The 25,619-nt window shown below is 61.0% G+C and carries 21 protein-coding genes and 1 pseudogene; 10 read left to right on the forward strand and 12 right to left on the reverse strand.

The annotated features are described in order from the left end of the window. Positions 1–59: 59 nt before the first annotated feature. A complete protein-coding gene (locus IPM89_05785; protein ID QQS55317.1) occupies positions 60–1,388 on the reverse strand; it encodes a replication-associated recombination protein A in 1,329 nt (442 codons plus the stop codon). Continuing rightward, positions 1,378–2,277, reverse strand: coding sequence for an outer membrane lipoprotein chaperone LolA (gene lolA / locus IPM89_05790; protein ID QQS55318.1), 900 nt, complete (start codon positions 2,275–2,277; stop codon positions 1,378–1,380). Before lolA ends, IPM89_05785 begins: the two co-directional genes overlap by 11 nt. A gap of 115 nt (positions 2,278–2,392) precedes the next feature. On the opposite strand from lolA, the pseudogene IPM89_05795 reads away from it, so the two are divergent. Further along, positions 2,393–2,586 (forward strand): annotated as a pseudogene (locus IPM89_05795) (transposase). Positions 2,587–2,749: 163 nt separating this feature from the next. Here the strand turns inward: IPM89_05795 and IPM89_05800 are convergent. Further along, the gene (locus IPM89_05800) at positions 2,750–3,568 is read right to left on the reverse strand and encodes an undecaprenyl-diphosphate phosphatase (GenBank protein QQS55319.1); all 819 of its coding nucleotides are present in this window, start codon (positions 3,566–3,568) and stop codon (positions 2,750–2,752) included. 210 nt (positions 3,569–3,778) lie between these two features. On the opposite strand from IPM89_05800, the gene IPM89_05805 reads away from it, so the two are divergent. Next, a complete protein-coding gene (locus tag IPM89_05805) occupies positions 3,779–4,408 on the forward strand; it encodes a DUF4124 domain-containing protein (protein ID QQS55320.1) in 630 nt (209 codons plus the stop codon). A 23-nt stretch (positions 4,409–4,431) separates the two neighbouring features. On the opposite strand, the gene cobA is transcribed toward IPM89_05805, so the two are convergent. After that, positions 4,432–5,214, reverse strand: a complete 783-nt coding sequence (cobA, locus tag IPM89_05810; GenBank protein ID QQS55321.1) for a uroporphyrinogen-III C-methyltransferase — start codon at positions 5,212–5,214, stop codon at positions 4,432–4,434. 227 nt (positions 5,215–5,441) lie between these two features. Here cobA and IPM89_05815 point away from each other — a divergent pair, with 227 nt between their 5' ends. After that, a complete protein-coding gene (locus tag IPM89_05815; protein ID QQS55322.1) occupies positions 5,442–6,104 on the forward strand; it encodes a L,D-transpeptidase family protein in 663 nt (220 codons plus the stop codon). Positions 6,105–6,186: 82 nt separating this feature from the next. On the opposite strand, the gene pdxT is transcribed toward IPM89_05815, so the two are convergent. Then, positions 6,187–6,852 (reverse strand): pyridoxal 5'-phosphate synthase glutaminase subunit PdxT, encoded by a 666-nt coding sequence (pdxT, locus tag IPM89_05820; GenBank protein QQS55323.1) that lies wholly within the window; start codon positions 6,850–6,852, stop codon positions 6,187–6,189. Beyond that, positions 6,852–7,733 carry a pyridoxal 5'-phosphate synthase lyase subunit PdxS gene (gene pdxS / locus IPM89_05825; protein ID QQS55324.1) on the reverse strand — a complete coding sequence of 294 codons (882 nt, stop codon included), beginning with the start codon at positions 7,731–7,733 and terminating at the stop codon, positions 6,852–6,854. Before pdxS ends, pdxT begins: the two co-directional genes overlap by 1 nt. A 208-nt stretch (positions 7,734–7,941) precedes the next feature. Between pdxS and pdxA the strand changes: the two genes are divergently transcribed. From pdxA to aqpZ, 4 genes are all read left to right on the forward strand, one after another. Beyond that, positions 7,942–8,979 carry a 4-hydroxythreonine-4-phosphate dehydrogenase PdxA gene (gene pdxA, locus IPM89_05830; protein QQS55809.1) on the forward strand — a complete coding sequence of 346 codons (1,038 nt, stop codon included), beginning with the start codon at positions 7,942–7,944 and terminating at the stop codon, positions 8,977–8,979. 174 nt (positions 8,980–9,153) lie between these two features. Beyond that, positions 9,154–10,275: a hypothetical protein gene (locus IPM89_05835; protein ID QQS55325.1), complete on the forward strand. Its 1,122-nt coding sequence runs from the start codon at positions 9,154–9,156 to the stop codon at positions 10,273–10,275. Next, a complete protein-coding gene (locus tag IPM89_05840; GenBank protein QQS55326.1) occupies positions 10,250–13,189 on the forward strand; it encodes a response regulator in 2,940 nt (979 codons plus the stop codon). The genes IPM89_05835 and IPM89_05840 overlap by 26 nt, the downstream gene beginning before the upstream one ends. 157 nt (positions 13,190–13,346) lie before the next feature. Further along, entirely contained in the window at positions 13,347–14,063 is a 717-nt protein-coding gene (aqpZ, locus tag IPM89_05845; GenBank protein ID QQS55327.1) for an aquaporin Z, read from the forward strand. A 327-nt stretch (positions 14,064–14,390) separates the two neighbouring features. On the opposite strand, the gene IPM89_05850 is transcribed toward aqpZ, so the two are convergent. From IPM89_05850 to IPM89_05870, 5 genes are read right to left on the reverse strand one after another with little or no spacing between them, the layout of a single operon-like run. Continuing rightward, entirely contained in the window at positions 14,391–15,488 is a 1,098-nt protein-coding gene (locus IPM89_05850) for an AAA family ATPase (GenBank protein QQS55328.1), read from the reverse strand. 11 nt (positions 15,489–15,499) lie between these two features. Beyond that, positions 15,500–17,272, reverse strand: coding sequence for an outer membrane beta-barrel protein (locus tag IPM89_05855; GenBank protein ID QQS55329.1), 1,773 nt, complete (start codon positions 17,270–17,272; stop codon positions 15,500–15,502). Further along, the gene (locus IPM89_05860; protein ID QQS55330.1) at positions 17,265–18,197 is read right to left on the reverse strand and encodes a tyrosine-protein kinase family protein; all 933 of its coding nucleotides are present in this window, start codon (positions 18,195–18,197) and stop codon (positions 17,265–17,267) included. Before IPM89_05860 ends, IPM89_05855 begins: the two co-directional genes overlap by 8 nt. Positions 18,198–18,230: 33 nt before the next feature. Continuing rightward, positions 18,231–19,778 (reverse strand): chain length-determining protein, encoded by a 1,548-nt coding sequence (locus IPM89_05865; GenBank protein ID QQS55331.1) that lies wholly within the window; start codon positions 19,776–19,778, stop codon positions 18,231–18,233. Between the two features lie 31 nt (positions 19,779–19,809). Next, the gene (locus tag IPM89_05870) at positions 19,810–20,457 is read right to left on the reverse strand and encodes a polysaccharide export protein (GenBank protein ID QQS55810.1); all 648 of its coding nucleotides are present in this window, start codon (positions 20,455–20,457) and stop codon (positions 19,810–19,812) included. A 260-nt stretch (positions 20,458–20,717) separates the two neighbouring features. On the opposite strand from IPM89_05870, the gene IPM89_05875 reads away from it, so the two are divergent. Genes IPM89_05875 through IPM89_05885 form a run of 3 tightly spaced genes read left to right on the forward strand, consistent with a single transcriptional unit; the run spans position 20,718 to position 25,105 of the window. After that, entirely contained in the window at positions 20,718–21,407 is a 690-nt protein-coding gene (locus IPM89_05875) for an ABC transporter ATP-binding protein (GenBank protein ID QQS55332.1), read from the forward strand. Further along, complete coding sequence (locus tag IPM89_05880) at positions 21,404–23,911, forward strand: ABC transporter permease (GenBank protein ID QQS55333.1); 2,508 nt, start codon at positions 21,404–21,406, stop codon at positions 23,909–23,911. Before IPM89_05875 ends, IPM89_05880 begins: the two co-directional genes overlap by 4 nt. A gap of 15 nt (positions 23,912–23,926) precedes the next feature. Continuing rightward, complete coding sequence (locus tag IPM89_05885; GenBank protein ID QQS55334.1) at positions 23,927–25,105, forward strand: carotenoid 1,2-hydratase; 1,179 nt, start codon at positions 23,927–23,929, stop codon at positions 25,103–25,105. A gap of 6 nt (positions 25,106–25,111) precedes the next feature. Here the strand turns inward: IPM89_05885 and IPM89_05890 are convergent, their stop codons facing one another. Further along, complete coding sequence (locus tag IPM89_05890; GenBank protein QQS55811.1) at positions 25,112–25,609, reverse strand: Uma2 family endonuclease; 498 nt, start codon at positions 25,607–25,609, stop codon at positions 25,112–25,114. Positions 25,610–25,619 lie beyond the last annotated feature (10 nt).

The following is a 25,619-nucleotide window of genomic DNA, read 5'->3' on the forward strand; positions in this document are numbered from 1 at the left end:
CTCATCCCCGATCTTTTTCCCAGAGGGAGGGAAGAGCTTTCTTACGGCTTCTACGGCTTCTACGAGTATCGCCGCCGGTTGCTGTGCCGATCCAGCTCCCGCAACCGCTCCAGCTTTTCGCCGATCCGCCCTTCCAGACCGTTGGCGGTTGGCTGGTAATAGCGGGCGGCTTGCAGCACTTCGGGAAAGTAGCATTCGCCGGCGGCGTAGTTATTCGCTTCGTCGTGCGCATAGCGGTAACCCTCGCCGTGTCCCAGATCCCGCGCCAGCGTGGTGGGCGCATTGCGCAGATGCGGCGGCACCTCCAGCGTGCCGTGATGTTCGACATCGCGCCGCGCCGCCGCCAGCGCGGTATAGACCGCGTTGCTCTTGGGCGCGACCGCCAGATAGACCACGGCCTGGGCGATGGCCAGTTCGCCTTCGGGACTGCCCATCCGCTCTTGCGCTTCCCAGGCGTTCAGCGCCAGTCGCAGGGCGCGCGGGTCGGCGTTGCCGATATCCTCGCTGGCCATTCGCGCCACCCGCCGGGCGAGGTACAGGGGATCGCAACCGCCGTCCAGCATCCGGGCCAGCCAGTACAAGGCCGCGTCCGGGCTGCTACCGCGCACGGCCTTGTGCAGGGCGGAAATCTGATCGTAGAACAGATCGCCACCCCGATCGAAGCGCCGCCCCGCTCCCTCGCTCATCACCTCCGGCAACGCGGCTTCCAAGGTCGTGTCTTGCGCCGCCGCCAGTTCCGCCGCCAGTTCCAGCCAGATCAGGGCACGACGCGCGTCACCGTCGGTGGACTGGGCCAAGCGGTCCCGCTCCGCCTCGGACAGCGGCCAGCGGCCACCCAGACCGCGCCCGACATCGCTCAGGGCGCGATCCAGCACCTGGCGGATGGCGGCGGGATCGAGACTGTTCAGCACGTAGACCCGCACTCGCGACAACAGGGCGTTGTTGAGGGCGAAGCCGGGGTTTTCGGTGGTGGCGCCGATAAACGTCAGGGTACCGTCCTCGACATAAGGCAGAAAGGCATCCTGCTGAGCCTTGTTGAAACGGTGAACCTCGTCCACGAACAGCACGGTGCGGCGCCGTTGTTCGCGCCACAACACCTGCGCTCGTTCCACCGCCGCCCGCACCTCGCGCACCCCGGCCATCACCGCCGATAGCCGGATGAATTCCGCCCGACAGGCGCCGGCCAGCAGTTCCGCCAAGGTGGTCTTGCCGGTGCCGGGCGGTCCCCACAGCACCATGGAGTGCGGCTGGCCTCGTTCGATGGCCGCCCGCAACGGCTTGCCCGGCGCCAACAGATGGGACTGCCCGACAAACTCATCCAAACCGCGCGGACGCAAACGGTCGGCCAGCGGCCGGAGTGCGTCGGCGTCGGGCGTTTCAGCCGGCATCACCGACCACGTCCACACCGGGTGGCGGGGTGAATTTCAGTAGCGCGGGATCGAGTGTTGGGTTGCGCTCCAGTTTCTGGAAATCCAGCCGGGTGCGCTGCCCGAAACTGTCTTCCAGTTCCAGACTGACCAGCAGGTCGCCTTTGAAAGCGACTCGCAGCAGGCGGAATTCGGGCTGCGCTTGCTTGGGCGCCAGCTCGTACCAGGTCAGCCCATCCTGGCCGCGCGCGCTGCCGACGGTGAAGGTCTCTTCGATCGGCGCCGCGCCGCTCAACAGAGCCAGCGGGGTCGAACCCAGGGCTTTGTCCAGTTTGCGGACCGTCACTTGCGCCAGATCGACATCGTAGGCCCACAGCCGATTGCCGTCGGCGACGATGATCTGTTCGGAGGGTGTTCGATAATCCCAACGGAACTTACCGGGCTTCTGCATCAGCATCCGACCGCTGGAGCTTTGCACGACCCGCGACCGCTCGTCGAATACCCGCTGGATGAAATCGGCCCGCAGCGATTGGAGATCCTGGAAATAGTGCTGCACCGGCGATGGCGTCGCCCAAACCGGCGACATCAGCAGTATGCTCAGCGTCAACAGTAACAATTGGCGTATCACGATGGGTTCTCTCGTTAAGGTTTCCAGCATAGACCACGCAGCGTCGGGGCGTTCCATCGACGATGGGGAAGAGTCGAGTCGCACGCGGTTCCGGCGGATGCGAGGCCACTCAAATCCGCTCCAGGGGCCAAACTGAACCGCCCCGGATTTCGAGGAGGCTCCAACCTTCGACACGACCCGGCCGCCCTTGATCCACCACGGCGACCGCGGCTCGCGGTCCGTCTCGATCCGCGCCAGCGCGGTGCGGGCCAAGCCGATCATCTTGACGGCGCTGGCGGCCATGCTGGGGCGCTGTTCATTCTCGACGATCCGATCTTCCGGGGGGAAGCGACCGGGGGGGTGCGGTGGTGCCGTGGGTCGAAATATTGACCGCCGAGAAGAATCGCTGGGCCGGTGCCGGGGGCGCCGGATGATCTTCGGCGGGCGGAGCGGGGTCCGGGCGGTGCTGTAATGGCCACGGTCTCCGCCAGCCGGTGCAATCCCGTGATCAAAGCGTTCTACCCGCGGTTGCGGGCGGCCGGCAAACCCGCCAAGATCGCGCTGACCGCCTGCATGCGCAAACTGTTGACGATCCTGAACGCGATGCTCAAGGCCAAGACCCCTTACCTCCCGAGGAATGCAGGTCCTGGGGTTTCAACACAGTTGCTCCTTGGACAAGGAGGGGTGGCGCACCAGCGCCGGGGTGGTTCGAACCGGTGATCCCACCCGTCAGATAGAAGCGCTATCGACTCGCGCCCGCCACCCGCGGCATCGATCAACTTCCCACCCAGGGGCGATAGTGGAAATACGCCAGTAACAGGCCGCCGAATACGATCCGGTACCAGGCGAAGGGGATGAAACTGTGCTTGCCCACATAAGCCAGCAGAAAACGCACCACCGCCAGCCCTCCCAGAAACGCCGCCACGAATCCGACCGCAAACATCGGCACATCCGCCACCGTCAGATGACCCCACTCCTTATATAAGCTGTAAAAGGTTGCGGCGAACATGGTCGGAACGGCCAGAAAAAATGAAAATTCGGTCGCCGCGAAACGTGACAGTCCACCCAACATCCCGCCCATAATGGTTGCCCCCGAGCGGGAAACCCCCGGAAACAGGGCCAGACTTTGCGCGACCCCCACCACCAACGCATCCTTCCAGCTCATGTCATCGACCGCCCGCACCCGACCGGCCGGAGCATAGCGCTCGACCAGCAGGATGGCGACGCCGCCCACCACCAGCGCCGCCGCCACGGTGACGGGGTTGAATAAATAGTGAGTAATGGTCTTGTGCAGTAGCAGGCCCAACACCGCCGCCGGCATGAACGCAATGAGCAGATTCAACACCAACCGCCGCGCCCCTGAATCTCGATGCGCGTTGGTGGCGACGTTGAGCAGACGTTCCCGGTAAATCCATACCACCGCCAGAATGGCCCCAAGCTGGATGAAGATCTCGAAGGTCTCGGCCCGCGGCCCGGTAAACCCCAGAAAATCTCCTACAATGATTAGATGGCCCGTACTGGAAATCGGCAGGAATTCCGAGGCGGCTTCCACCAAGCCCAGAACCAGTGCCTTGAGAATCAACAGAATGTCCAAAAGAATGCCCTTAGTTCGTGGTTGGAATGGGGCTGAGGATTCTAGCAACTCCCGCGCAACCCCACCATGCGACCATGCGACCATGCGACCATGCGGGCGGGCGGGCGGGCGGGCGGGCAACTCGCTGCCCCGATCACCCCTCCTCAGACCCGTCGAGCCTGCACCTTAGCCTATAAATACATGGGTGCCTCGCTCCATCAAAGCCGCCTTATGAACCACAGACCGCTTGCCCTTCTGCTCAATACGATCGTTTGGCTGGCTTCACCCGCCATCGCGCTCGCCCAACAGCCGGTTTACAAGTGGACCGACGCCAGCGGACGGGTTCACTACGGCGAAAGAAAACCGGAGAACGCCGAACAGGTGCAGGCTCTGGATATCGCGCCGTCGCCGCCGTCCGGACCGGCTAACGCCGACTCCACCGCCGAGATCGCACGCATCAATGCGCTGTCCGAACAAATGGCCAGTGACCGCGAAGCGGTGGAAAAAGCACGTCAGGAACAGGCACTCCGCAACCTGGAGCTAAAAAACCAGCAACTACAGAACAACTTGCTTAAGCAGCAACTGGAACAGCAGCAGCAAAGTGACGACAACAGCACCATCATTGGTTATCCACCGCCCTACTACCCCACTTATCCCTCTTATCCCTATCCGCCGACCTACCGACCCTACCCGCCTGGCCCGCCGCCGCGCCGGCCTTGCGAACCGTGGCCAGCCTGCCGCCAGCCGCCCCCCGAACCGTCGCCGCGCCCGCGTCCACCGCTGGCCAAGCCCAACCCGCCTTTCAATCCGGCCCCGGCGGGCCTTGCACCGCAATCGCGAGGGGTATTCAGGGGACGCTGAACAGCGTTGCCGCGCCGGTCGCACTACACCGGGGTAGGCCGAAACCACATCAGTTGCGAATGCAGTTTCACCACCTCGCCGACGATCAACAGCGCTGGCGCGTGAATGTCAGCCTGCTGGATCATGGCGGGTAACGTGGCCAAGGTGGCGCAAAATACCCGCTGTTCCGGCGTGGTCCCCTGTTCCACCAGTGCCGCCGGCATGTCGTCGGTCATGCCGTGTTCGCGCAACTGGCCACAGATGTGGCCGACGCTTTTCAGACCCATATAGAACACTACCGTCTGCCGCGGCTGCGCCAGCACCGGCCAGTTCAGATCCAGCGTACCGTCCTTGAGATGGCCGGTCACGAACACACAAGCCTGGGCATAATCACGATGGGTCAGCGGAATGCCAGCGTAGGCGGCACACCCGGCGGCGGCCGTCACGCCCGGCACCACCTGAAACGGGATGCCGAACGCCATTAGGGTCTGAATTTCTTCGCCGCCACGCCCGAAGATGAATGGATCGCCACCCTTCAGCCGCAGTACCCGCCGGCCTCGCAAGGCCAGATCCACCAGCAACTGATTGATATTATCCTGCGGCAAAGTGTGGTGGTCCGGTTCCTTGCCGACGAAAATCCGCTCGACGCGCGGCTCCAGCAGATCCAGAACGGCGGGGGCGACCAGCCGATCGTACACCACGACATCGGCTCGCTTCATCAAACGCAGCGCCTTGAGCGTCAGCAATTCGGGGTCGCCGGGGCCAGCACCCACCAGATAGACCTCGCCCACTGAAGACCGTTTTAAGTCTTTCGATCGCGCCGCCATGTCGTGTGTCCGCCGCCGGAAATTGCCATTTTCTTGATCGGGCTTCCCAGTGTAGCCAGTTTCTGACTATTTCAACCGGAAATCATCGATAGATTGTTGTGCGGGATGAAGATGATATAAATCGCACTTCAAATCCCCGTTGCCCGTAGCCGGGCTGACTGGTTACCCTATTGTTCACGCCATCGGGCGTCCAATATCCGCTCTTGTCCAGATCGACGGCTTCCATCATGAAATTTCGGATTCTGTTATCCATCACTCTGGTTCTCACCGCGATCAACGGCGCGATCGTGGCCTACCGTTTTTTGCGCCCGCCGCCGCCCGGCTCACCGATCGACCGGGTGCCAATGGACAAAACCGCCCCGCCGGTCGCGCAACCCTCCACTCCGACGCCAGCCCCCGATCAGACCACGCCGGTGGAACAGCACGCGATGCTGTCGCCACCGCCGCCACCGCGTCTCTCAAACCGTATCGCCGACCGGGTACTGGTGGAGAAAAATGCCCGCCGACTGACACTGTTTCGCAACGACCGGCCGCTCAAGAGTTATGAAATCGCCCTGGGCCGCCAACCGGTGGGCGCCAAGCAGTTCGAGGGCGACAACAAAACGCCCGAAGGCCGCTACGTCATTGATTTCCGCAAACGGGAGAGTTCGTACCACCGCGCCTTGCATATCTCCTATCCTCGTCCCCAGGAAGCCGCCTTCGCCGCCAAACAAAAGCGCTCGGCCGGCGGAAGCATCATGATTCACGGTTTACCCAACGGCATGGGATCGATGGGACCGATGCATCGACTGCGGGACTGGACAGCGGGCTGCATCGCCGTCACCAACCAAGAAATCGAGGAACTCTGGCAGACGATTCCGGACGGCACGCCGATTGAAATCCGACCATAACGCTCCGGCCGAGCTTGACCTCACCGCCCGGAGGAAAAAACGCCTGCCCCGCCTCGATCGGTGCCGGGACCTCGAACGACCTTCAGGCGTGGGAGCTGAAGTGGGTCCAGCTCAGCGGCGTCCAATCGGGATCGAGACCGGCATCGTCCGTCCCGACCGGGTTCAGACCGCACTTGCGAGCGAAGTAGCGGTGAAATGCCAGGCTTGGAGTCAGTTCCGGGTGAAATACGGTGACCAGAATCCGCTCGTCCTCCGCCGCCGCAATGTAGTCGTCCAGTTGCAGCAGCACCCGCACGCCGGACCCGGCCCGCACGATTTTCGGTGCGCGGATAAAGGTCAGCGGCACCGGCTCGCGGGCCACCGCCGGCACCAGCGCCGCGCGGTTGAAGCTATCGAGCTGACTGCCGAAGGCGTTGCGACTGACCGCGATGTCGATCAGGCCGAAATACGGCGTTTCGCCAAGATTCTCCCGGGCCAGCAGGATCGCCCCGGCGCAGGTACCCCACAGCTTCAAACCGCCCCGATAAGCCTGTTCGATCGGTTCCCTCAAATCGAAAATCGTCAGCAGGCGCGACAGGCAGGTGCTTTCGCCGCCAGGGATGATCAAGCCCGCCAAACCGTCCAGTTCAGCGGCGCGCTTGACCGACCGGCCGGGGATGCCGAGCCGCCGCAGGTGATCGAGGTGCTCCTGCACCCCACCCTGCAGGTCGAGCACGCCGACCGGGCCGGCGCCGACGGTCGCGGTCATTACCAGCCCCGCCCCGCCAAGCGTTCCTCGCCTGGCATGTTGGTCACATCCAGCCCCGGCATCGGCTCGCCCAAATCCATCGAAACCTCCAGCAGTTTTTCGGGATCGTTGAAATAGGCGGTGGCCTTGACGATGGCGCGGGCACGGCGCACCGGATCGCCCGACTTGAAAATGCCGGAGCCGACGAATACGCCGTCGCAACCCAATTGCATCATTAGAGCGGCGTCGGCGGGCGTGGCGATGCCACCGGCCGCAAAGTTGACCACCGGCAGCCGGCCCAGCGCCCTAACCTCCAGCGCCAGTTCGTAGGGCAGACCGTTAGCCTTGGCAAAACCCATGATTTCCTCGGCCGGAATGCCGACCAACTGGCGGATTTCCCGGTTCATGGCCCGCATGTGGCGCACCGCCTCCACCACGTTGCCGGTGCCGGCCTCGCCCTTGGTGCGGATCATGGCCGCGCCCTCGGCGATCCGCCGCAACGCCTCGCCCAGATTGCGGGCGCCGCAGACGAAGGGAATCTCGAAGTGGGTCTTGTCGATATGACACTCTTCGTCGGCCGGGGTCAGCACCTCGCTCTCGTCGATATAATCGATCTTGAGAGCTTGCAGGATCTGCGCTTCCACAAAATGGCCGATGCGCGCCTTGGCCATGACCGGAATGGTGACGGCTTCCTTGATGGCCTTGATCAGACCGGGGTCGGACATGCGCGCCACTCCGCCCTGTTTGCGGATGTCGGCCGGTACCCGCTCCAGGGCCATGACCGACACCGCGCCCGCTTCCTGGGCGATCTGGGCCTGTTCCACGTCAACCACATCCATGATGACCCCGCCCTTGAGCATCTGCGCCAATTGCGTGTTCAGGAGATATCGATTCTCTGCCATGCTGCTACTCGTCTACAATTGTGAAGCGGATATGCCGCATCGGATGGCTTGTCCGGACTGGCCGGTTCCAGCAAAGCGGTGGAGTATAACACCATCATGTTGGGGGACCGCACACCCTGAGACCACGGTCCGACCCCGTTTTCACCCTTGAGGCGCGAAACCTTTCAAACCCCGGCGACGAGGTGACGGCATGGGCGACAAACAGACAATCCGCCACGGCATCATCGGCATTCCCCTGGGCGACATCGCCGGGATCGGCCCGGAAATCGTGGCCATGGCGCTGGCGCAACCCGCTCTGTACGACATCGCCAGACCTTTGGTCATCGGCGAAGCCAGTGCCCTGCGTCGGGCGCTGTGGGTCGCGGGACTGGACTTGACTGTCCGGATCGTGGACGACCCCGCCCAGGGCCAATACCGACCCGGTGCGATCGACCTGGTGGATCTGGCCAATGTGGATGCCGAACGGATCGCGTTCGGCCAAGTACAGGCGGAAGCCGGCCGCGCCGCCTTCGAGTTCATCCAAAAAACTGTCGAGCTGTGCCAAAGCGGCCAGATCGACGCGGTGGCCACCACCCCGATCAACAAGGAAGCCTTTCGGGCCGCCGGCATTCAGGATATCGGCCATACCGAGCTGCTGGGCCGGCTGACCGGAACCACCGATCCGCTGACCCTGTTCCAGGTCTTCGCCCTGAAAGTGTTTTTTCTCAGCCGCCACGTCTCGCTGGCGGGCGCCATTCAACTGATCACCCGGCAACGGGTGCTGGACTATCTCCAGCGCTGCGCCGAGGCGCTGACAGCCCTGGGCATCCCCCAGCCGCGGCTGGCGGTGGCGGGGCTCAATCCCCACTGCGGCGAGCACGGCCTGTTCGGCGACGAGGAAGTTCGGGAGCTGGAACCGGCCATCGCCGCCGCGCGGGTTCTGGGAATCGACGCCGTCGGCCCCATCGCCGCCGACTCCGTGTTCCATCTCGCCCTGAACGGCGCTTTCGACGCCGTGCTGTCGCTGTATCACGACCAGGGGCATATCGCCACCAAGATGGTGGATTTTCAGCGCACCATCGCGATCACCATCGGCCTGCCCTTCATCCGCACCTCGGTGGATCATGGCACGGCCTTCGACCAGGCGGGCAAGGGCACCGCCAATCCCTTAAGCCTATTCGAAGCCATCCGGCTGGCGGCGATGTATGCGCCGCGGTATCAGGCTGCCCTGGAACGGCGTTCCGCCTCCGCCCACGGCGACACTTGACGGCAAAACAGCGCGGGAAGGCCCGAGCCGCAACGTGCCCGCCGACAACCACCCGGCCACGAGGGCTTCGTTGATCCAACAGGCGACGCATCGCACAAGGGTTGACACCTGTCGCGGGATGAGCCCATTCTCAAATCCTGGAACCCTCCACAACTCCCTTCAACTGGACTGTCCATGACACAACAGCGGCTGCCAACCGCCGACGGGAAACCGGAATTCAATCGCTATTCCAACCGAACCGGTCCGGTCGGCCGGACCACGCGCCACTCGCGATGGCTGGCCATGGCGTGGGGTCCGTTGCGCGCTTGCGGGCTATCCGCGCTCCTCCTGCTGCTCGCCGCCGGAAGCAATGGCCGCGCCGGGGATGCCCAGCCAGATGCCTTCCCGTCTGAAGCAGCCGGAACCGATGCTGGCGCAATCCCCACGCAAATCGCGGCCTACGGCCAGGACCTGGAACGGTTGCGCCGCTTCATGGGCGCACCCAGGATCGGAGCATTCAATATCGGTATCCACAGCGACCTGGCGCGTGATCTGTATTTCCAGACGTTGACACTGTGGCGGAAAACCGACCGGCTGCTGTTCGAAATCAGTCGAGTGCGCGCAACTCCACCGCCGACGCCCAAGAGGGAACTGGGAACCGCGGATATTTTGGCAAACCTCCAGAACGCCCATGAGATCCTCCAGCAGATTTTGCGCGAGTTGCGGATTGCCACCGAACCCGAGGCAAGCTCCGGGCAAACTCCGGCCCGGATCGATCTGTTCGCCGCCCTGCTCGACCTGAACCGCCAGGCGGACCTGTTGCTGGAACGGCACTTCGCGCCCAGCGATACCTATATGGAAATCACGCTGGCCGTCGGCTATGCCGCCCGCCTGCTGGCCCGCTACCCGGAAGCAAGCCGAATTCCGGAAGAACCGCCCTTCGAACCGGACAAACAACCCGGCGACGTCTATCAACGCCTGATCTCGTGCCTGCGGAGCATCAGCCGCATCGACCAAACCCTGGGTCTTGCCGTGCTTGACATCGACACCCGCCAAACCGACCTGACTCAACTTACCCCCGGCGACGTTTTTGTAGTGGCTTCCCTGATCGTTTCACAACTCGACCATCTGTATAAACAACTGGGTGGCGATAAACCTCCACCACAAGCCTTCTATCCCGGCCGGAAATTCCCGGCGCACAGCTACCAGCGGGCCGGACTCCTGCAAGCGCAACTGCAACAGCTCGAGCGTTTCATCGCAGCCGATCAGACAGCCCTGGGCAGGATCAAACATGACTCAGGCACCCCGAAGCGCTGAGCACGCCGCGCAACCACATCCGCTTCACCGCCGTCTGCTGTATTCCCACCTGTCGGTGGCGCTGATCGGCGTGGGCATGCTGGTGGTCGCTCTGATCTCGACCTACGAACTACGGGCCAGAGTCATCCTGCTGGCCACCGAAGGGGTGCCGCTGGCGCAAGCCTCTGCCCAGATGCTGTCCGGCGTGCGGCATTCGCTGGCCAGCCTGCGCGGCTGGGTCAGCCTGCGTAACCCCCTTTTCCTGGATGAGTGGCGGGCGGCCTGGCGGCGGGAAATCCAACCGGCGGTCGCCCAGATCAAGCAATGCCCTCATCTTATGGACGGAAAAACCTGCATCCCGGAGCGGTTACGGGAACTGCAAGCCCTGCTTGCCGACCTTCAGGAGTCGCAGTGGTGGGTGCAGGAAATCGTGCGCGCTCCCGGCAACGAACCGGCGCGGATCACCTACCTGTTCAATATCGAACCCGGTGCACAGGAGTTGGATTCGGTGATGGTGGCGCTATTGCTTGAGGAGAAAGCACAGGAAGATGGCAAGGGTCGGAAAGCTCTGCTCTCGCGCCTGATGGAAATTCAGGCCGCGCTGTCCACCAGCCAACTGCTGCTGCGGGAAACCCTGGGTGCGAACGGCCCGCACTATACTTTGCAGCTCCGGCGGCAACTGGACGCCACCCGAAACCTGGTCGCGCAAGCGGTGGCCAACCCTCTGCTCACGCCCGAACAGAGCCGGTTGCTGCAACTCTTTCAGCGTGAACTGCACGCTTTCCTGACCTTCGCCCAGGAGGTTGTCCGGCAGCGCCAGGCGGTGGACTGGAATATCGCGCTGCACCGGTTGGCGTCGGAAACGGACCCGCTGGCGGACCGGGTGATCGCGTTGGTCACCGCAATCGCGGCGGATGCCAAAACCCGTCTCGAACAGGAAGCCGACGCCACGCGGGCCGCCAGCGCCATCACCGTGTGGAATCTGGTGGTGATGATTCTGGCGATGCTGGTCGTTGCCTACGGCATGTCGAGAAAACACGCCCGGGATCTGTCCCTGCCAATTACCGCTTTGGCCGTGGCAACCCAAAAACTGGCGGCGGGCGGTCTCAGCGAAAACATTACCACCAGCGGCGACAACGACGAACTCAGCGAACTCACCCGTTCGTTCAATACCATGCGCGCTTCGATGCAACGGTCCCAAACGGTACTGCGCGAAGCCTATGCCCTGCTGGAGCAGCGAGTTATGGAACGCACCGCCCAATTGGAAACCAGCAATTTTTCCCTCATCAAGGAAATTGCGGTTCGTAATCAGACAGAAGCCGCCCTGCGGGAAAGCGAGGCCCGACTTCGGGCCATGACCCGCGCCATGCCGGATCTGGTCTTTGTGGTCGACGAGGACGGGCGCTACCGGGAAGTGCTGGCCGCGGGACGGGACATCGGCGCCACGCCCGTGCGGAGCAAAGTTCCCGCACCCATCCGCGGCAAACTGCTCAGCGAAGTCCACTCGCCAGAGATGGCGGCGTTTTTCCTCGACATCATCCTGCGAGCGCTGCGCACCCAGCAAATTCAAATCGCCGAATACGAACTGGAAACTTCCTCGGGACCACGCTGGTTCGAATCGCGCACCGCGCCACTGGACGTTCAGTTCACCGACCGCTCCACTATCCCCGCCAACACCGCCCAGCAATATCTGTTTCCGCCGCCGGAGGTGCAGATCGTCGCCAAGTCCGCCGCCATCGTGGTCGCCCGTGACATCACCAAGCGCAAGCAAGCGGAGGTGCAGCTCCGCCAGGCGCAGAAGATGCACGCCATCGGTCAGCTCACCGGTGGCATCGCCCACGACTTCAACAACCTGCTCGCCGTCATCATGGGTAATCTCGAACTCCTGCATGAACAGTTGACCGCTCAGCCCCGGCTGCACGAGTTGGCCCAGCAGGCGCTGCGGGCGGTGGACCGGGGCGCCAATCTGACCCGGCGGCTGCTGGCGTTCGCGCGCCGCCAGCCGCTACTGGCGCAACCGACCGACCTGAACAAGCTGATACTCGGCATGCTCGATCTCATGCGGCGCACCCTGGGCGCCAACATCCAGATCGATACGATGCTGGCCACCAACCTGCGGCAGACTCTAGTCGACCCGGATCAGCTCGAAGGCGCCCTGCTCAATCTGGTCATCAATGCCCGCGACGCCATGCCACAAGGGGGCAAGCTCGCGCTGGAAACCGATAACGTTCAACTCGACGAGAACTACGCCGCGGCCCAGCAAGACCTGCGACCCGGCCCGTACGTCATGCTGGCGGTTCGCGATAACGGCGGCGGCATGGTACCCGAGGTGCTGGAACATGCCTTCGAACCCTTTTTCACCACCAAGGAAACCAGCAAAGGCAGCGGTTTGGGGCTCAGCATGGTTTACGGCCTGGTTAAACAGTCCGGCGGCCACATCGCGATTCACAGCAAACCCGGGCAAGGCACCACAGTGCGGCTTTATCTGCCGCAAATGCAGGCCCCCCCCAGCCCGCCGACGGGCGTGAAAGCGGCGGATACCGTTTTCAAGGGCCACGGCGAAACCATCCTGGTGGTCGAAGACGACACCGATGTCCGGCTGTTCGCCGTCAACGCTCTGCGTGCCCTGGGTTACGACACCCGACAGGCCGGCGATGCCGCGGCGGCGCTCGAACTACTGGGAACGACGCCCCAGATCGCTCTATTGTTCACCGATATCGTGCTGCCGGGCGAGATGGACGGCGTCAAACTGGCGGCCGAGGCGCAACGCCGGCATCCCGGTCTGCGCGTGCTGTTCACCTCGGGCTACACCGAGCACCCATTGATCGTTGGCAGCCAGCTTGCCGAGGACGTGGAAATATTGGCCAAACCCTATCGCAAGAACGAGTTGGGACAGAAGTTGCGCGTACTGCTCGGCCGGGGCGAAAGTGCCTAATGCTCGATTGACTTTGTAACAGGGCGCCGATTACCTTTACAGTGCCGCCCGCGCATCATATATCCCGACTCATCCCCAGTCGGCGGGCCGGCCCCACATCCGTGGTCCAGGTTCAACAACGATCACAACCTCATCCTGATTTCGGAGGAATCCATACATGCCAATTGCAAATCGTCTGGCCGCCGAGTTCATCGGCACCCTCTGGCTGGTGCTGGGTGGCTGCGGTAGCGCCGTACTCGCCGCCGTCTTCTATGGCCCCGATCAATATCCTTTGGGCATTGCCCTGGTCGGCGTGGCGCTGGCCTTCGGTTTGACCGTGCTGACCATGGCCTACGCTATCGGCCACATCTCCGGTTGCCATCTAAACCCGGCGGTATCGGTGGGAATGTGGGCCGGCGGCCGATTTCCGGCCTCCGACCTGATCCCCTACATCATCGCTCAAGTGCTGGGCGGCATTGCCGGCGCGGGCATCATCTACCTGATTTTCACCGGCAAGAGCGACTTTTCCACACTCGGCGGCTTCGCGGCCAACGGCTTCGGCGAACATTCACCGGGTGGCTACAGCATGAACGCCGCGCTGATTTCAGAAGTAGTCATGACCTTCTTTTTCCTGATCGTCATTCTGGGCTCCACCCACAAGAATACCCCGGCCGGCTTCGCGCCCATCGCCATCGGTTTGTGCCTGACCCTGATCCATCTGATCAGCATCCCGGTCACCAACACCTCGGTCAACCCGGCGCGCAGCACCAGCCAGGCAATTTTCGTCGGCGGCTGGGCCTTGCAACAGTTGTGGTTGTTCTGGCTCGCGCCCATCGTCGGCGCGGCGCTGGCCGGCTTCTTCCACCGCTGGATGGCCAACGATCACCCTGCCTAACTTCTTAACGACGAAGACGAAACCGAGGGCGCGCCACAACGCGCCCTTTTTCGTTTCCAGCCGACAACGGAATGACCGCCCAAGCACCAGACTGTCGGGCCATCGGGATGAAAGCGAAACCCTTTGTCGACGCTAGCGAAAAAGCGGATCTCCCGAACCAGAGAAGGGTAGTTGCGGACCAAGGCTGCTGGTCGTTGGCAGCGGCAGTTCCGATCCCGACGCCAATATCGGCAAAATGACCCGCATGCTATGGGAAACCATGGGTTTTGGATGGCCGGAAACCGGACGGTCATCGCTCCGGCTACTTGGCGATAAGCCCAAACACGCTCAGGATGGCGGCTTTTCCGCGGTTGCGGTCTTTTCGGACAGCGTTTCTTCCCCCATGCCTTGGGAGATCTCGGCGAACTGCCGCCGGAGAACTCGTACTACCGGTTCCAGTTGCTGGAGGCGTCGTTCGAGTCGATCAAACTGGATATCTTGCCATTCCGGATGATGCAATAAGGTTTCCACCGTCTGTTCCAACTCGGATAGACGTTGCTCCATCGCGTGACCCATCCGCAGCAGCGAACTGCTACCGCTGCTTCTTGCTTGCGCCTGCACGCCGCCGCCCTGCTCGTTCTGAACCAGTTCTTGCGCCACCTCTTCGACCGCTCCTTCGGAAAGCTCCATCAACCCTTCAAGAAATCCATACAGCAACAAGCGGTCGCAAAAAATATTGACCCGACGGGGAATGCCCTGGGTATGCCGGTAAACAGCCGCATACGCGTGGTCGCTAAAACCCGGCCGCCCCTCAACCCAGCCCACCACATGCAGACGATGCTCGACGTACTCGCGGGTTTCCAACTCGCTCAGCGGATTCAGATGACAGGAAGCAATGACTCGTTGCCGCAATTGCTCCATGCCGGGGTCCTGCAAGGTTTGACGAAACTCCTCTTGTCCTAGCAGAAAACTTTGCAACAACGGCGTGGCGGCCACCTGAAAATTCGACAGCATCCGCAGTTCCTCCAGGGAGCGAACCGGCAGATTCTGAGCTTCGTCCACCACCAGCAGTACTCGCCGCCCCTGTCGGGCGTGACCGCGCAGAAAATCCTCGAAATGCCTCAGCAATGCAGCCTTGCCTACCTCTTCATAAGGCAAGCCGAATGCGGCCGCCACACTGCGTAGCAACTCGTCAGCCTCTAATTGAGTCGTCACCAATTGGGCGGCGACCACTTGGCTGGTATCCAATTCGGCGAACAGGTTTTTAACCAGGGTCGTCTTACCCGTTCCGATTCCGCCGGTGACGACGATAAAGCCCTCACCCTGGCTCAAGCCATAGCGCAGGTAGGCGAGTGCCCGGCTGTGCACGCTGCTGCCAAAGAAAAAGCGTGGATCGGGACTAAGCTGGAAAGGCTTGGCACTGAAGCCATAATAATCAATATACATTAGGAGCCATTTCAGAATTTCATGCTGAAGCGAATATTGAGTCGATTTTCTCGAAAGCCTTGGTCGGCGGGATCGGCGTCGTTCCGATAGTAGCGGTAGCTGATCAGACCACCCGTATCCGGCGAAAATACCCGCGCCAACCCGATGACCGATAACCAGTATTCATTCTGCTGATCGAGACCCAAGTCATCATGTCCCCAACCTGCTCCTAGAAAGGAAGCGGTACGCGGCGCGAACCGCCAAGTCCAAAGTGCACCGACACCATAAGTATCTTCGTTTTGAGTGGGCTCCTGAAATTCACGATTATCGCTGAAAGCGGCAAAAGTCAATCCAGTGCGGCTACGCAGATACGTCATACCCAAATTGAAAGACTTGCGTAAAAACTGCTCGTTAGTCAGCCCCAACGAACTATCAGGGATAATTTGACTTGGGTCATCGAGAACAATAGGCCGACCATCAGGACCAACCCCGGTCAAATTACTGCCTGCCAGTTGTTGGGCAGTGGTGACTTCCTGAGTGTAATCAGCCGACCAAACGGTGAAACGAGTCCGGTGTCTGAAGGACCCATTCCAGTACACGCCGGGACTATAACCGACACCTTGATAAGCGCGACTGATGATTAGACTAGTCCGCTGGGCAGGGTTCCATTCTATGGCTATATTATTATAATTCAGTCCATACAAGCCGGTAAGTGAATAATAACGGCTTGGCTTCCAAGTCGCACCCAATCCCCAGTAAGGACCATTGGTATTGTCACTGAAAGTAGTGGATTGATTATTAACGTACCCTGCTTCGGCCACCAACGCCCAAGTACTGTTCAGCCGATAATCTAACTGCCCAGCTATCTTCTCCTGCTGATCATTTCCGTTATCCTGAATGTCATTATTATTCTGCTGGCCATCCTGCTTTAGATAAAAATAATTGAGATTCCATTTAAACGCATCAAAATTGCGACCACTACTTAAATTAAAATCAACTGAATTAATTTGACTATCTAACAATTCCTCTTGCCCATCGATTGAGCTGTCGGAACCACTGTAGCTGATATTCTCATAGCGGTAACGCAGCAACGCTTCCGCCCAGCCACCTATATTCTGGCGCCAATAGGGACTGATACCGAAAGTGGACTGAGTTGTCTGGTTGTCGGTCAGGGCGATGTTGCTGAAAATACCAATTGGATTAAATATATCCGAAGCCCTAGGCAAAATATCCAACGCGTTGTTAAAGAATTCGAGGCTGGACGGTAAACCTCCATTCGATCCCAAGCTGCCAGCATCAACTCGTCCACTGGAGACGATAGGAACTTGATAGACTGAACCATAGGCATCCAGAAACAGGTTACCTTGATAAAGTTCCGCAGTTCCAAACGCCAATAGATTATTGTTGATTTGATCGGCATCGCGATAATCGGCGTAAAACAAGCCTTGGGCGGTATAATCCAGGCGAAGATTCAGGCGTCCACCCTGCTTGCGCACGGAAATGCCGGGATCGACCTGCAGGACTGTATCCCCTTCCTCCTCACCGGACGGCGCCAGTCGGATATTGTCGGAGTAGGTAGTCCCCACGCTAATTCGCGGAGTCACCCGCCACCCTCCTACCGAATAACCATCTGCTTCTTGCGCGTCACAGCCGAGGCTGAATCCCACCAGCAATGATGCCGCCGCCAACAATTTGGGTGGTTTTATTGGTCCTGGGTACCGGCGGGCTGAGCCACGGCACGCGGGGTTTTTTTCTATGCCCGTGCATTCACCTGTCCCTGCTTCAGCTTCACTGTAGCTAGGCACTCACTCCACCCCCGCCGCCCCCTGCACCGTAGCTGCCCCCATAATAATCCGGGCCTGAAAAACCACGGGTCTTGTTCAGCACGAAACCGACGATCTGATTGGGGTCGAGCAAAGCCAAGGCTTCCTTGACCTGAGACTGCTGGGTACGCCCGGCCTCGACCACCATGACCACCTGACCCATCAAGCGCGCCAGCACGCTGGCCTCGGTGGTCGCCAGCAACGGCGGAGAATCGAAAATGACCACACGATCGGGATAACGCTGACTCATTTCTATCGCCAACCGCCGCATGTTCTCGCCCGCCAGCAGTTCGGTGGACAGATGGTGCTGACCACCAGCAGGCAGGACGGTCAACGACGGCACGTTGGTATCCACCAGCACGTCGGCCAGATCCAATTGATCGTCGATGAGAAAATCCACTAGCCCCAGATCGGCCTCGAACCCCAATGTTTTCGCTACGGAGGGCTTAATCACATCGGCATCCACCAGCAAAACTGTCCGATTCCGCTCGGTGGCAATGCTCAAGGCCAGATTGCAGGCCGTGAAGGTTTTGCCCTCGCCGGGACGAGCGCTGGTCACCACAATCAAATTGGCGTGCTCAACGGCGGCGGCTCCCTTACCATCGACATTCATGAGCAAGGGACGCTTGATATAACGATACTCTTCCTTAGTGCGGCTACGGTGGGTCTCTGGCACCAGCAGACCCATCGTCTGAATCTGTTGGAAATCCAGCACGACCGAGCGCTCGGTCCGCTTGACCGTGACGGTCGGTTTACCGGCAACCCCGCCGCCTGGTGGAGCCACCATCAGACCAACAGTAGCTCTTTCGATGATATCGACCTTGGCGGGAAGATCAGGAGGAGTTGCCGGCAGCGGCGGTGAAACCGGCCCCAACCGGCCAAGCATGGCTTTTTCAATGCTGTCCATACTGTTATGTTCTCCAGCTCTCGATCTGTGCGGTCATAGCAAACCGATCTGTCCCGCGACGATCAAACCGGCATATACCACCAGCAGCATACCGCCCAAAGAAGCATATGCGACCGTCAACCGCCGTTCGTGGCGCAAGGCTGGTGGCGACAGTGCCATGCTGACGCTACCAAGCACCGGGATATTCGTCCCCTCCATAAGGCTGCGGCGACTATCGAAGGTCGGCCAAAGCTGCGAGAGTAGAAATGCCAGCCCTACTCCGGCGCCTAAACCAGCCCCCAGCACCAGGGTCGCTAGCAACAACCGCTTGGGGCTGGTCGGTCGCAACGGCACACGGGGGGGATCCACGACCCTGTAATTAACTTCCTGTTTGGACTGCTCGGCTTGCTCGGACAACCTGAGCGCCTCCCGACGAGACACCAGATCATCGTGTTTCTTACGGTTGATATCGTAGTCACGGTTCAGCGCTGACAGTTCGGCCTCGACCTGAGGCAAGACATTCACTTGATCCTGCAGATCCCTATGTCGCCTTTTATATTCATCGACCCGAACCCGCAGCGAAGCGATACCTGCTTCTTCCTCGGCCAGCTTGACTTTCAATTCGTCGAGAAAGGAATAAGTCTTTGGACCACGCGCGCCGCCGCTATTGCCTTCCGCAAGGCTGGCCGTGTATTGGGCGCGTTCCTGTTCGCGTTGTTTCTTAAGATCGGCAATCGTTTGTCGCAAGATACTGACGTCTGGATGCCTGTCGGTGTATTGAACCAGCAGATCGCCCAGCTTTCGTTCCAATTCCTGAATGCGCCCGTCGATAGGCAGGACTATCGTTTGTTCGCCTTCGCCCTTAAGCTGCTGCCGCAGCGACTTGTCAAGCTCTTGTTGCAAAACATTGCGGCGGTTTTCCGCCTGCGCCAACTCCAGTCGGGCCGCTTCCAGATCGGCGGCCACCTGCTGCATGCGCGCGTAATAAGTTCGGCCTTCCGAAGGCATCTGGCCTGCATTTCTGATCTTGAAGTCCTTAAGGCGATTTTCTGCTTCCGCCAACCGTAATTCGTATCCACTGATCTGCTCATCCAGAAACCGCTGAGCGGTATCGGTACTCTGCTGGGTATTTCCAACCAGATTTTTTTCGAAAACGTTTACTACAGTCTGCACCATTTTCTTGGCCAGTTGCGGATCGGGGTCCTCGTAAAAAATGGTATACAAATCTGGGCCAGATCTTGTTAAATCAATCTGCTTCTGCAATCGTATAAGCAACCGCTCCCTTGCCTCGGGCTCTTTATTTTTGGTATCCAATCCGGTTAACTGAGCGATATTCTCCAGATTCGGACGGCTGAACAGAGTTCGCGTGATCAATTCAACCTGGGCATCAGGATTGAGATCCACTGTTAATCCCTGCAATACGGGGCGTAGGACAGTCTGAGTATCCACGAACACCCGCGCCGATGCTTGGTATTGATCGGGCAGGATGCAGACCACCGTCCAACCGAGCACGCAAACCAGCCACGCGCAAACCATGGCATACCAACGATTACGCCAGATCCCCCGCAGATAGCCTAGCAACTGTTCGATGATATCGTTCATGAGCGCGTCCTTGGAATCCGTCGCCGCCGGCTCAGAACCAGGACTCCGGGACGATCAGGATATCACCCGGCAACATATCCACGTTGGCGGAAATGTCGCCGTTGAGCAGATCGTCCACGTGAACCTCATATTCCTTTTGCTCTCCATCCACCATGCGAACCAACTTGGTTTTATTGCCGGCGGCGAACTCGCTCAAACCACCGACCGTAATCATCACGTCCAGCAAAGTCATTTGCCGTCGGTAGGCGATGGCTTGCGCGCTGGATTGCCCGCCTTGCGACCCGGTCGCTTGCCCGCCTTGCGATCCGGTCACCTGGCCGATGACTCGAATCTGTTCGCTGTACGGTCCGATCCCGCCCGCCACGATCACAGTGACGATCGGCTGGCGGATGTAAGTCTCCAGTGCTTTTTCCAAATCCTTCGCCAATTGGGCAGATGTTTTGCCGCTGGCCTGTAAATCTTCCACCAACGGTGTACTGATCTTGCCATCCGGACGAACGGTCACGGTTTGCGAAACTTCCGGATTCCGCCAGACGAAAATCTGCAACTGGTCGCCAGGACCGATCAAGTAATTGTAGGTCTCCGGCGAAGTTGTCTGTGAACCATATTGCGTCGAAGGTGGCAGACCCGGTTGCTTGGCGCAGGCACCGAGCACGAGCACCACCGCCATTACCCCCATGCACGCCTCAATTTTGAATTTTCCAAGCTTTCGCATATTCAATGCAACCATTTGATTATGAAATATATACCAGCGACGCCGCCCTGACTGTGTGGTTGGATGGGCCACCTGGAACCACCACCGCCTCCAATCTCAAACCCGTAATGCCAGTCGGTGAGGAACTTCAAACACCACGCCACAGTCTCTTTTGTGCCCTCAACAATCATAGTAGTGGTTGATACATTATTCAGTCCATAGTTACAACAACTCCGACAGATTCAATGGACCCCGCAGACGCCTTCATCGCAATTCGCAATCTGGTCAAACACTACACGGAAGGCGACCTGCGGCGCACTATCTTCGCCGACTTGACCCTAAACATCCCTCGTGGTCAGTTTGTCGCCCTGTTGGGTCAATCCGGTTCTGGCAAGTCCACCCTGCTCAACCTGCTTGGTGGCATCGATCTGCCGGATGCCGGGCAAATTCGCATCGACGGCCGGCCGCTGACCGATTTAAGCGAGGTCGAACGCACCCGGTTTCGTCGCCGCCACATCGGGTTCGTCTTCCAATTTTTCAACCTGATTCCGACGTTGACCGCCGGGGAAAACCTGCTTCTGCCGCTGGAGCTGAACGGGCTGGCGAGCGCGGATCGGCGCGACCGGGCATTGGAACTGCTGGATCAGGTCGGGCTGGGCAACCGTCGCCACAGTTTCCCGGAACGGCTGTCCGGCGGCGAACAGCAACGGCTGGCCATCGTGCGGGCACTGGTTCACGATCCGTTATTATTGTTGGCCGACGAACCCACCGGCAACCTTGATACCGCCACCGGCGAACGAATCCTGGATCTGCTGCTGACCCTGCATCAGCAAGCGGCGACCACCATCGTCATGGTCACGCACAGCCGGGAAGTCGCCGCCCGCGCCGACCGGATTCTGACGCTGGACGACGGGCACATCCGGGAAGCCCAATGACGCCATTATTGTGGCGGGCGCTGCTGCGGCACCCACTGCGGCATCCCTGGCAACTGGGGTTGACGGTGCTCGGCATCGCGCTGGGGGTGGCGGTGGTGCTGGCGGTGGATCTGGCCAACACCAGCGCCCGCCGCGGTTTCGAGCTGGCCATGAACCGCATCACCGGTCACGCCACCCACCGCATCCTCGGCGGACCGCAAGGCGTGGCCGAAACGGTTTATACCCGCTTGCGGGTCGAACACGGCTTCCGGCCGGCCGCTCCGGTGGTAACCGGCTACCTGCCCCGCGCCGACCATCCGGGACAATTGCTGCAAATCCTTGGCGTCGATCCGTTCGCGGAAGCGCCCTTTCGCGATCTCGCCGCCGACCTGAGCAGCGACAGCTTCGATTTAAGCGCCCTGCTGCTGAATCCAGACGCCGCGCTATTGCCGGAGGCACTGGGCGCGGAGGTCACACTGCAACGCGGCGGGCAGCGTCTGAGCCTGCACCGTGCTGGCACGCTGCGAGGGGCGGCTTTCGAAAGTCTGATCATCACCGACATCGCCACGGCGCAAACCTTGCTGGGCCGTCTCGGTCGATTGAGCCACATCGACCTGATTCTACCAACCGGTCCCACCGGCGAGCGCCTGGCGACCGAACTCCGCGCTTGGCTACCGCCGGATTTACGCCTGGAGCGAGCGGCCGAGCGCAACCAGGCCACGGCCGACTTGAGCGCCGCCTTCTCGCTCAACCTGACCGCCATGAGCCTGCTGGCGCTGGTGGTCGGGATGTTCCTGATCTATAACGCCATGACTTTCTCGGTGGTGCAACGCCGCGCCTTGCTGGGCCTATTGCGGGCCTTGGGCGTCAGCCGCCGGGAACTGTTTACCGGCGTGCTGGGCGAAGCGTTGTTGCTGGGCTTGGCCGGTACCCTGCTCGGCGGCGTGCTGGGCATATGGCTGGGATCGGGATTGGTGCATCTGGTGACCCGCACCATCAACGACTTGTACTTCACGCTCAGCGTCCGTGAACTGGCGATCGAGCCATGGTCGCTGGCCAAGGGCGCGGCACTCGGCCTGCTGGCAACCTTGGCGGCGGCCTGGCTGCCGGCGCGGGAAGCCGCCGACGCCCCGCCAGGCGCGGTACTGAGCCGCGCCCATCTCGAAACCCGCTGGCGCGCCGCCCTGCCCCGGCTGGCGCTAACCGGTTTGGGACTGCTGGCTGGCGGCGGCCTGATACTCGCGGTTTCCCACTCGCTCGTAGCGGGTTTCGCTGGGCTGTTTCTGCTGATTCTGGGCGGCGCGCTGCTGACCCCGCCCATCATCGTGGGGCTGGTCCGGCTGAACCGGCCGCTGACCGCCCGGCTGGGTTTGCTGGCACGGATGGCCAATCGCGACGTCGCCCGCCATTTAAGCCGCACCGGCATCGCGGTCGCGGCGCTGATGGTCGCCTTTTCCACCACGGTCGGGGTCGGAGTAATGGTGGATAGCTTCCGCGGCGGGGTGACGATCTGGATCGATGATCTGCTGAACGCCGATCTCTACATCGCGCCACTTTCCGTCGAAGACGACAGCGACCGCTCGGAGACGCTTGATCCCGCAGCGCTGGCGGTGTTGCGGGATACACCGGGCGTGACGGCGGTTTCCACCTATCGCGCCCTCAAGATCGAACTGGAGCGCCGCCCGGTAACCCTGATTGCGGCGGAACTTGCCCCCGCCTCCCAAACTGGCTACCACCTGATCGCCGGCGACACGGATATCGCCTGGCGACTGTTCCAAACCGGCGAGGCGGTGTTGATTTCCGAACCGCTGGCCTACCGTCGCCAGCTCTCGGCCGGTGACCGGATAACGCTATCGACCGAACAGGGGCCGCACCCATTCGCCATCGCCGGAGTATTCCTGGACTATGGTTCGGAGCACGGCCGGATTCTACTGCACCGCTCCGGCTACGAACGCTATTGGCACGATCCGGCAATCGGTTCGGCGGCGGTATTCGCGATGACGGGCATGGAGCTAACGGCCCTGCGGACACGTCTGCGGGAACGGTTGGGGCCGATTCAGCCGCTGCTGATCCGCTCCAACCGTGATATCCAAGGCATCACGATGGAAATCTTCGAGCGCACTTTCACCATCACCAACGTGCTGCGGCTGCTGGCAATCCTGGTGGCGGTGGTCGGCGTGTTGAGCGCGCTGCTGGCTCTGCAACTGGAACGGGCGCGGGAGTTCGCGGTGCTGCGCGCCACTGGTATGACGGCGGGAGAAATCGGCGGGCTGGTCTCGTTGCAAACCGGGTTCATGGGCGCCGCCGCCGGCTTGCTGGCGCTACCGACCGGCCTGCTGCTGGCGGCGGTGCTGATCTTCGTGATCAACCGCCGGGCCTTCGGCTGGAGCCTGCCGTTTCAGGTGGACCCATTGCTATTGCTGGAAACGCTGGCGCTGGCGATCGGCGCCGCGTTGCTGGCCGGATTGTATCCGATCTGGCGGATGGCCCGTGCCCGGCCCGCCGATGCGTTGCGTACCGAGTAACGGATGTTCGGGTTTATGAATCAGCGATTTTGGCGGATCAGATTAGCGATTCTGTCAGCCGTTCTGGCCCTGGCGGCGACTCGCTATTACCTCTGGCTCCGCCCTCAGCCGCAGAGCAACATGAGCAGCGATGTCAGCGTCGGCTCCGCCCTGGGTGGCGATGACAGCGCCGGCTACCAACGGGCCTACCAACCACGGCCGTTCGTCTTCCCCGCCGATCACGGCCCGCACCCGGCATTTCGCAACGAATGGTGGTACGCGACCGGCAATCTGGCCGATGCCAACGGCCGGGAGTTCGGTTACCAGTTGACGCTGTTCCGCATCGCGCTGGCCCCGACCGCCCCAGTCATGGATTCGGCTTGGCGCACCAATCAGGTCTACATGGGCCATTTCGCGCTGACTGACGTAGCCGATGACACACATCGGGCCTTCGAACGCTTCAGCCGGGGCGCAATGAGGTTGGCTGGCGCGCAAGCAGCGCCGCTGCGCGTCTGGCTGGAAGATTGGGAACTAGCGAGCATCGGACCCGAGACGTTTCCACTAAGGGTTCGGGCACATCAAGACCAAATCGCCGTTGACCTGATGCTGGATACCGCCAAGCCGCTGGTCCTGCAAGGAGAACAGGGCTTGAGTCAGAAAAGCGCTGAACCCGGCAACGCATCCTACTACTACTCACTGACCCGCTTACCGACCCGAGGCACGATCACTCTCAACGAACAGACGTTCACCGTCAGCGGCGCGAGCTGGCTGGACCGGGAATGGAGCACCAGCGCACTGGGATCGGAGCAGAGCGGCTGGGACTGGTTCGCGCTACAACTGGACGACGGGCGGGAGGTGATGTTCTACCGGCTACGCCGCAAGGATGGCGGCGTCGAGCCGTTCAGCAAGGGCGTGCTGGTCGCGGCCGATGGATTGCCCCGCGTGCTGCGCTGGAACGAGGTGGACTTGCAGCCACTCGGCACATGGACCAGCCCGCACACCGGCGACCGTTATCCCGCCGGCTGGCGGCTGCGAGTACCAACCGAGAAACTGGATCTGACCGTCACCCCCAAAATCGCCGATCAGGAAATGCGGCTAACGGTGCGTTACTGGGAAGGCGCGGTGGCCGTTGGCGGGTACGCTGGAGATCAGGCGATTGCGGGGCAGGGATATTTGGAAATGACTCGCTACGAATCGACTGCCTCAACGCGCTGATTTCAGCTACACCTCAAGCGGCGCCACCGCGATTCCAAACGACGATTGCGTCCGCCGTCCCTCGGGGCCGTACACTTCCACCACCCCATCCCCGCACACGATCCACGCCTCGACCGCGCCCGCTTCCAGATACAATCGGATTTTCTTCGTCAGTTCATCGGTAGTGTTGGATGGCGAGGCCACTTCGATACACAATTCCGGAGCCTGAGTATAAGGCGTCTCATAGCCATGTCGCGCCAGGAAAGCGGGCGAACACCAAACCACGTCCGCAACCTTCACACCCTTGTCGGTCAGGATCGAGCATTCCACCAGCGCCTCACCACCCAGCGCCCGCTCCAACATCACCCCGATTCTGAATTGCCAATAGGAATGCCGATTGGTCGCCGGACTCATCGCAAACTCCACCTTGCCGTCTTCGTTCAACTCCAGCTTGAAGGGAAAATCCCGCAGATACGGGTTATCGATCACTTCCCGCCATTTTTCCGCCAATGCCGCCGCATCCATCATTCACCCC

The sequence above is a fragment of the Candidatus Competibacteraceae bacterium genome, assembly GCA_016699715.1.
GTDB lineage: Bacteria > Pseudomonadota > Gammaproteobacteria > Competibacterales > Competibacteraceae > Competibacter.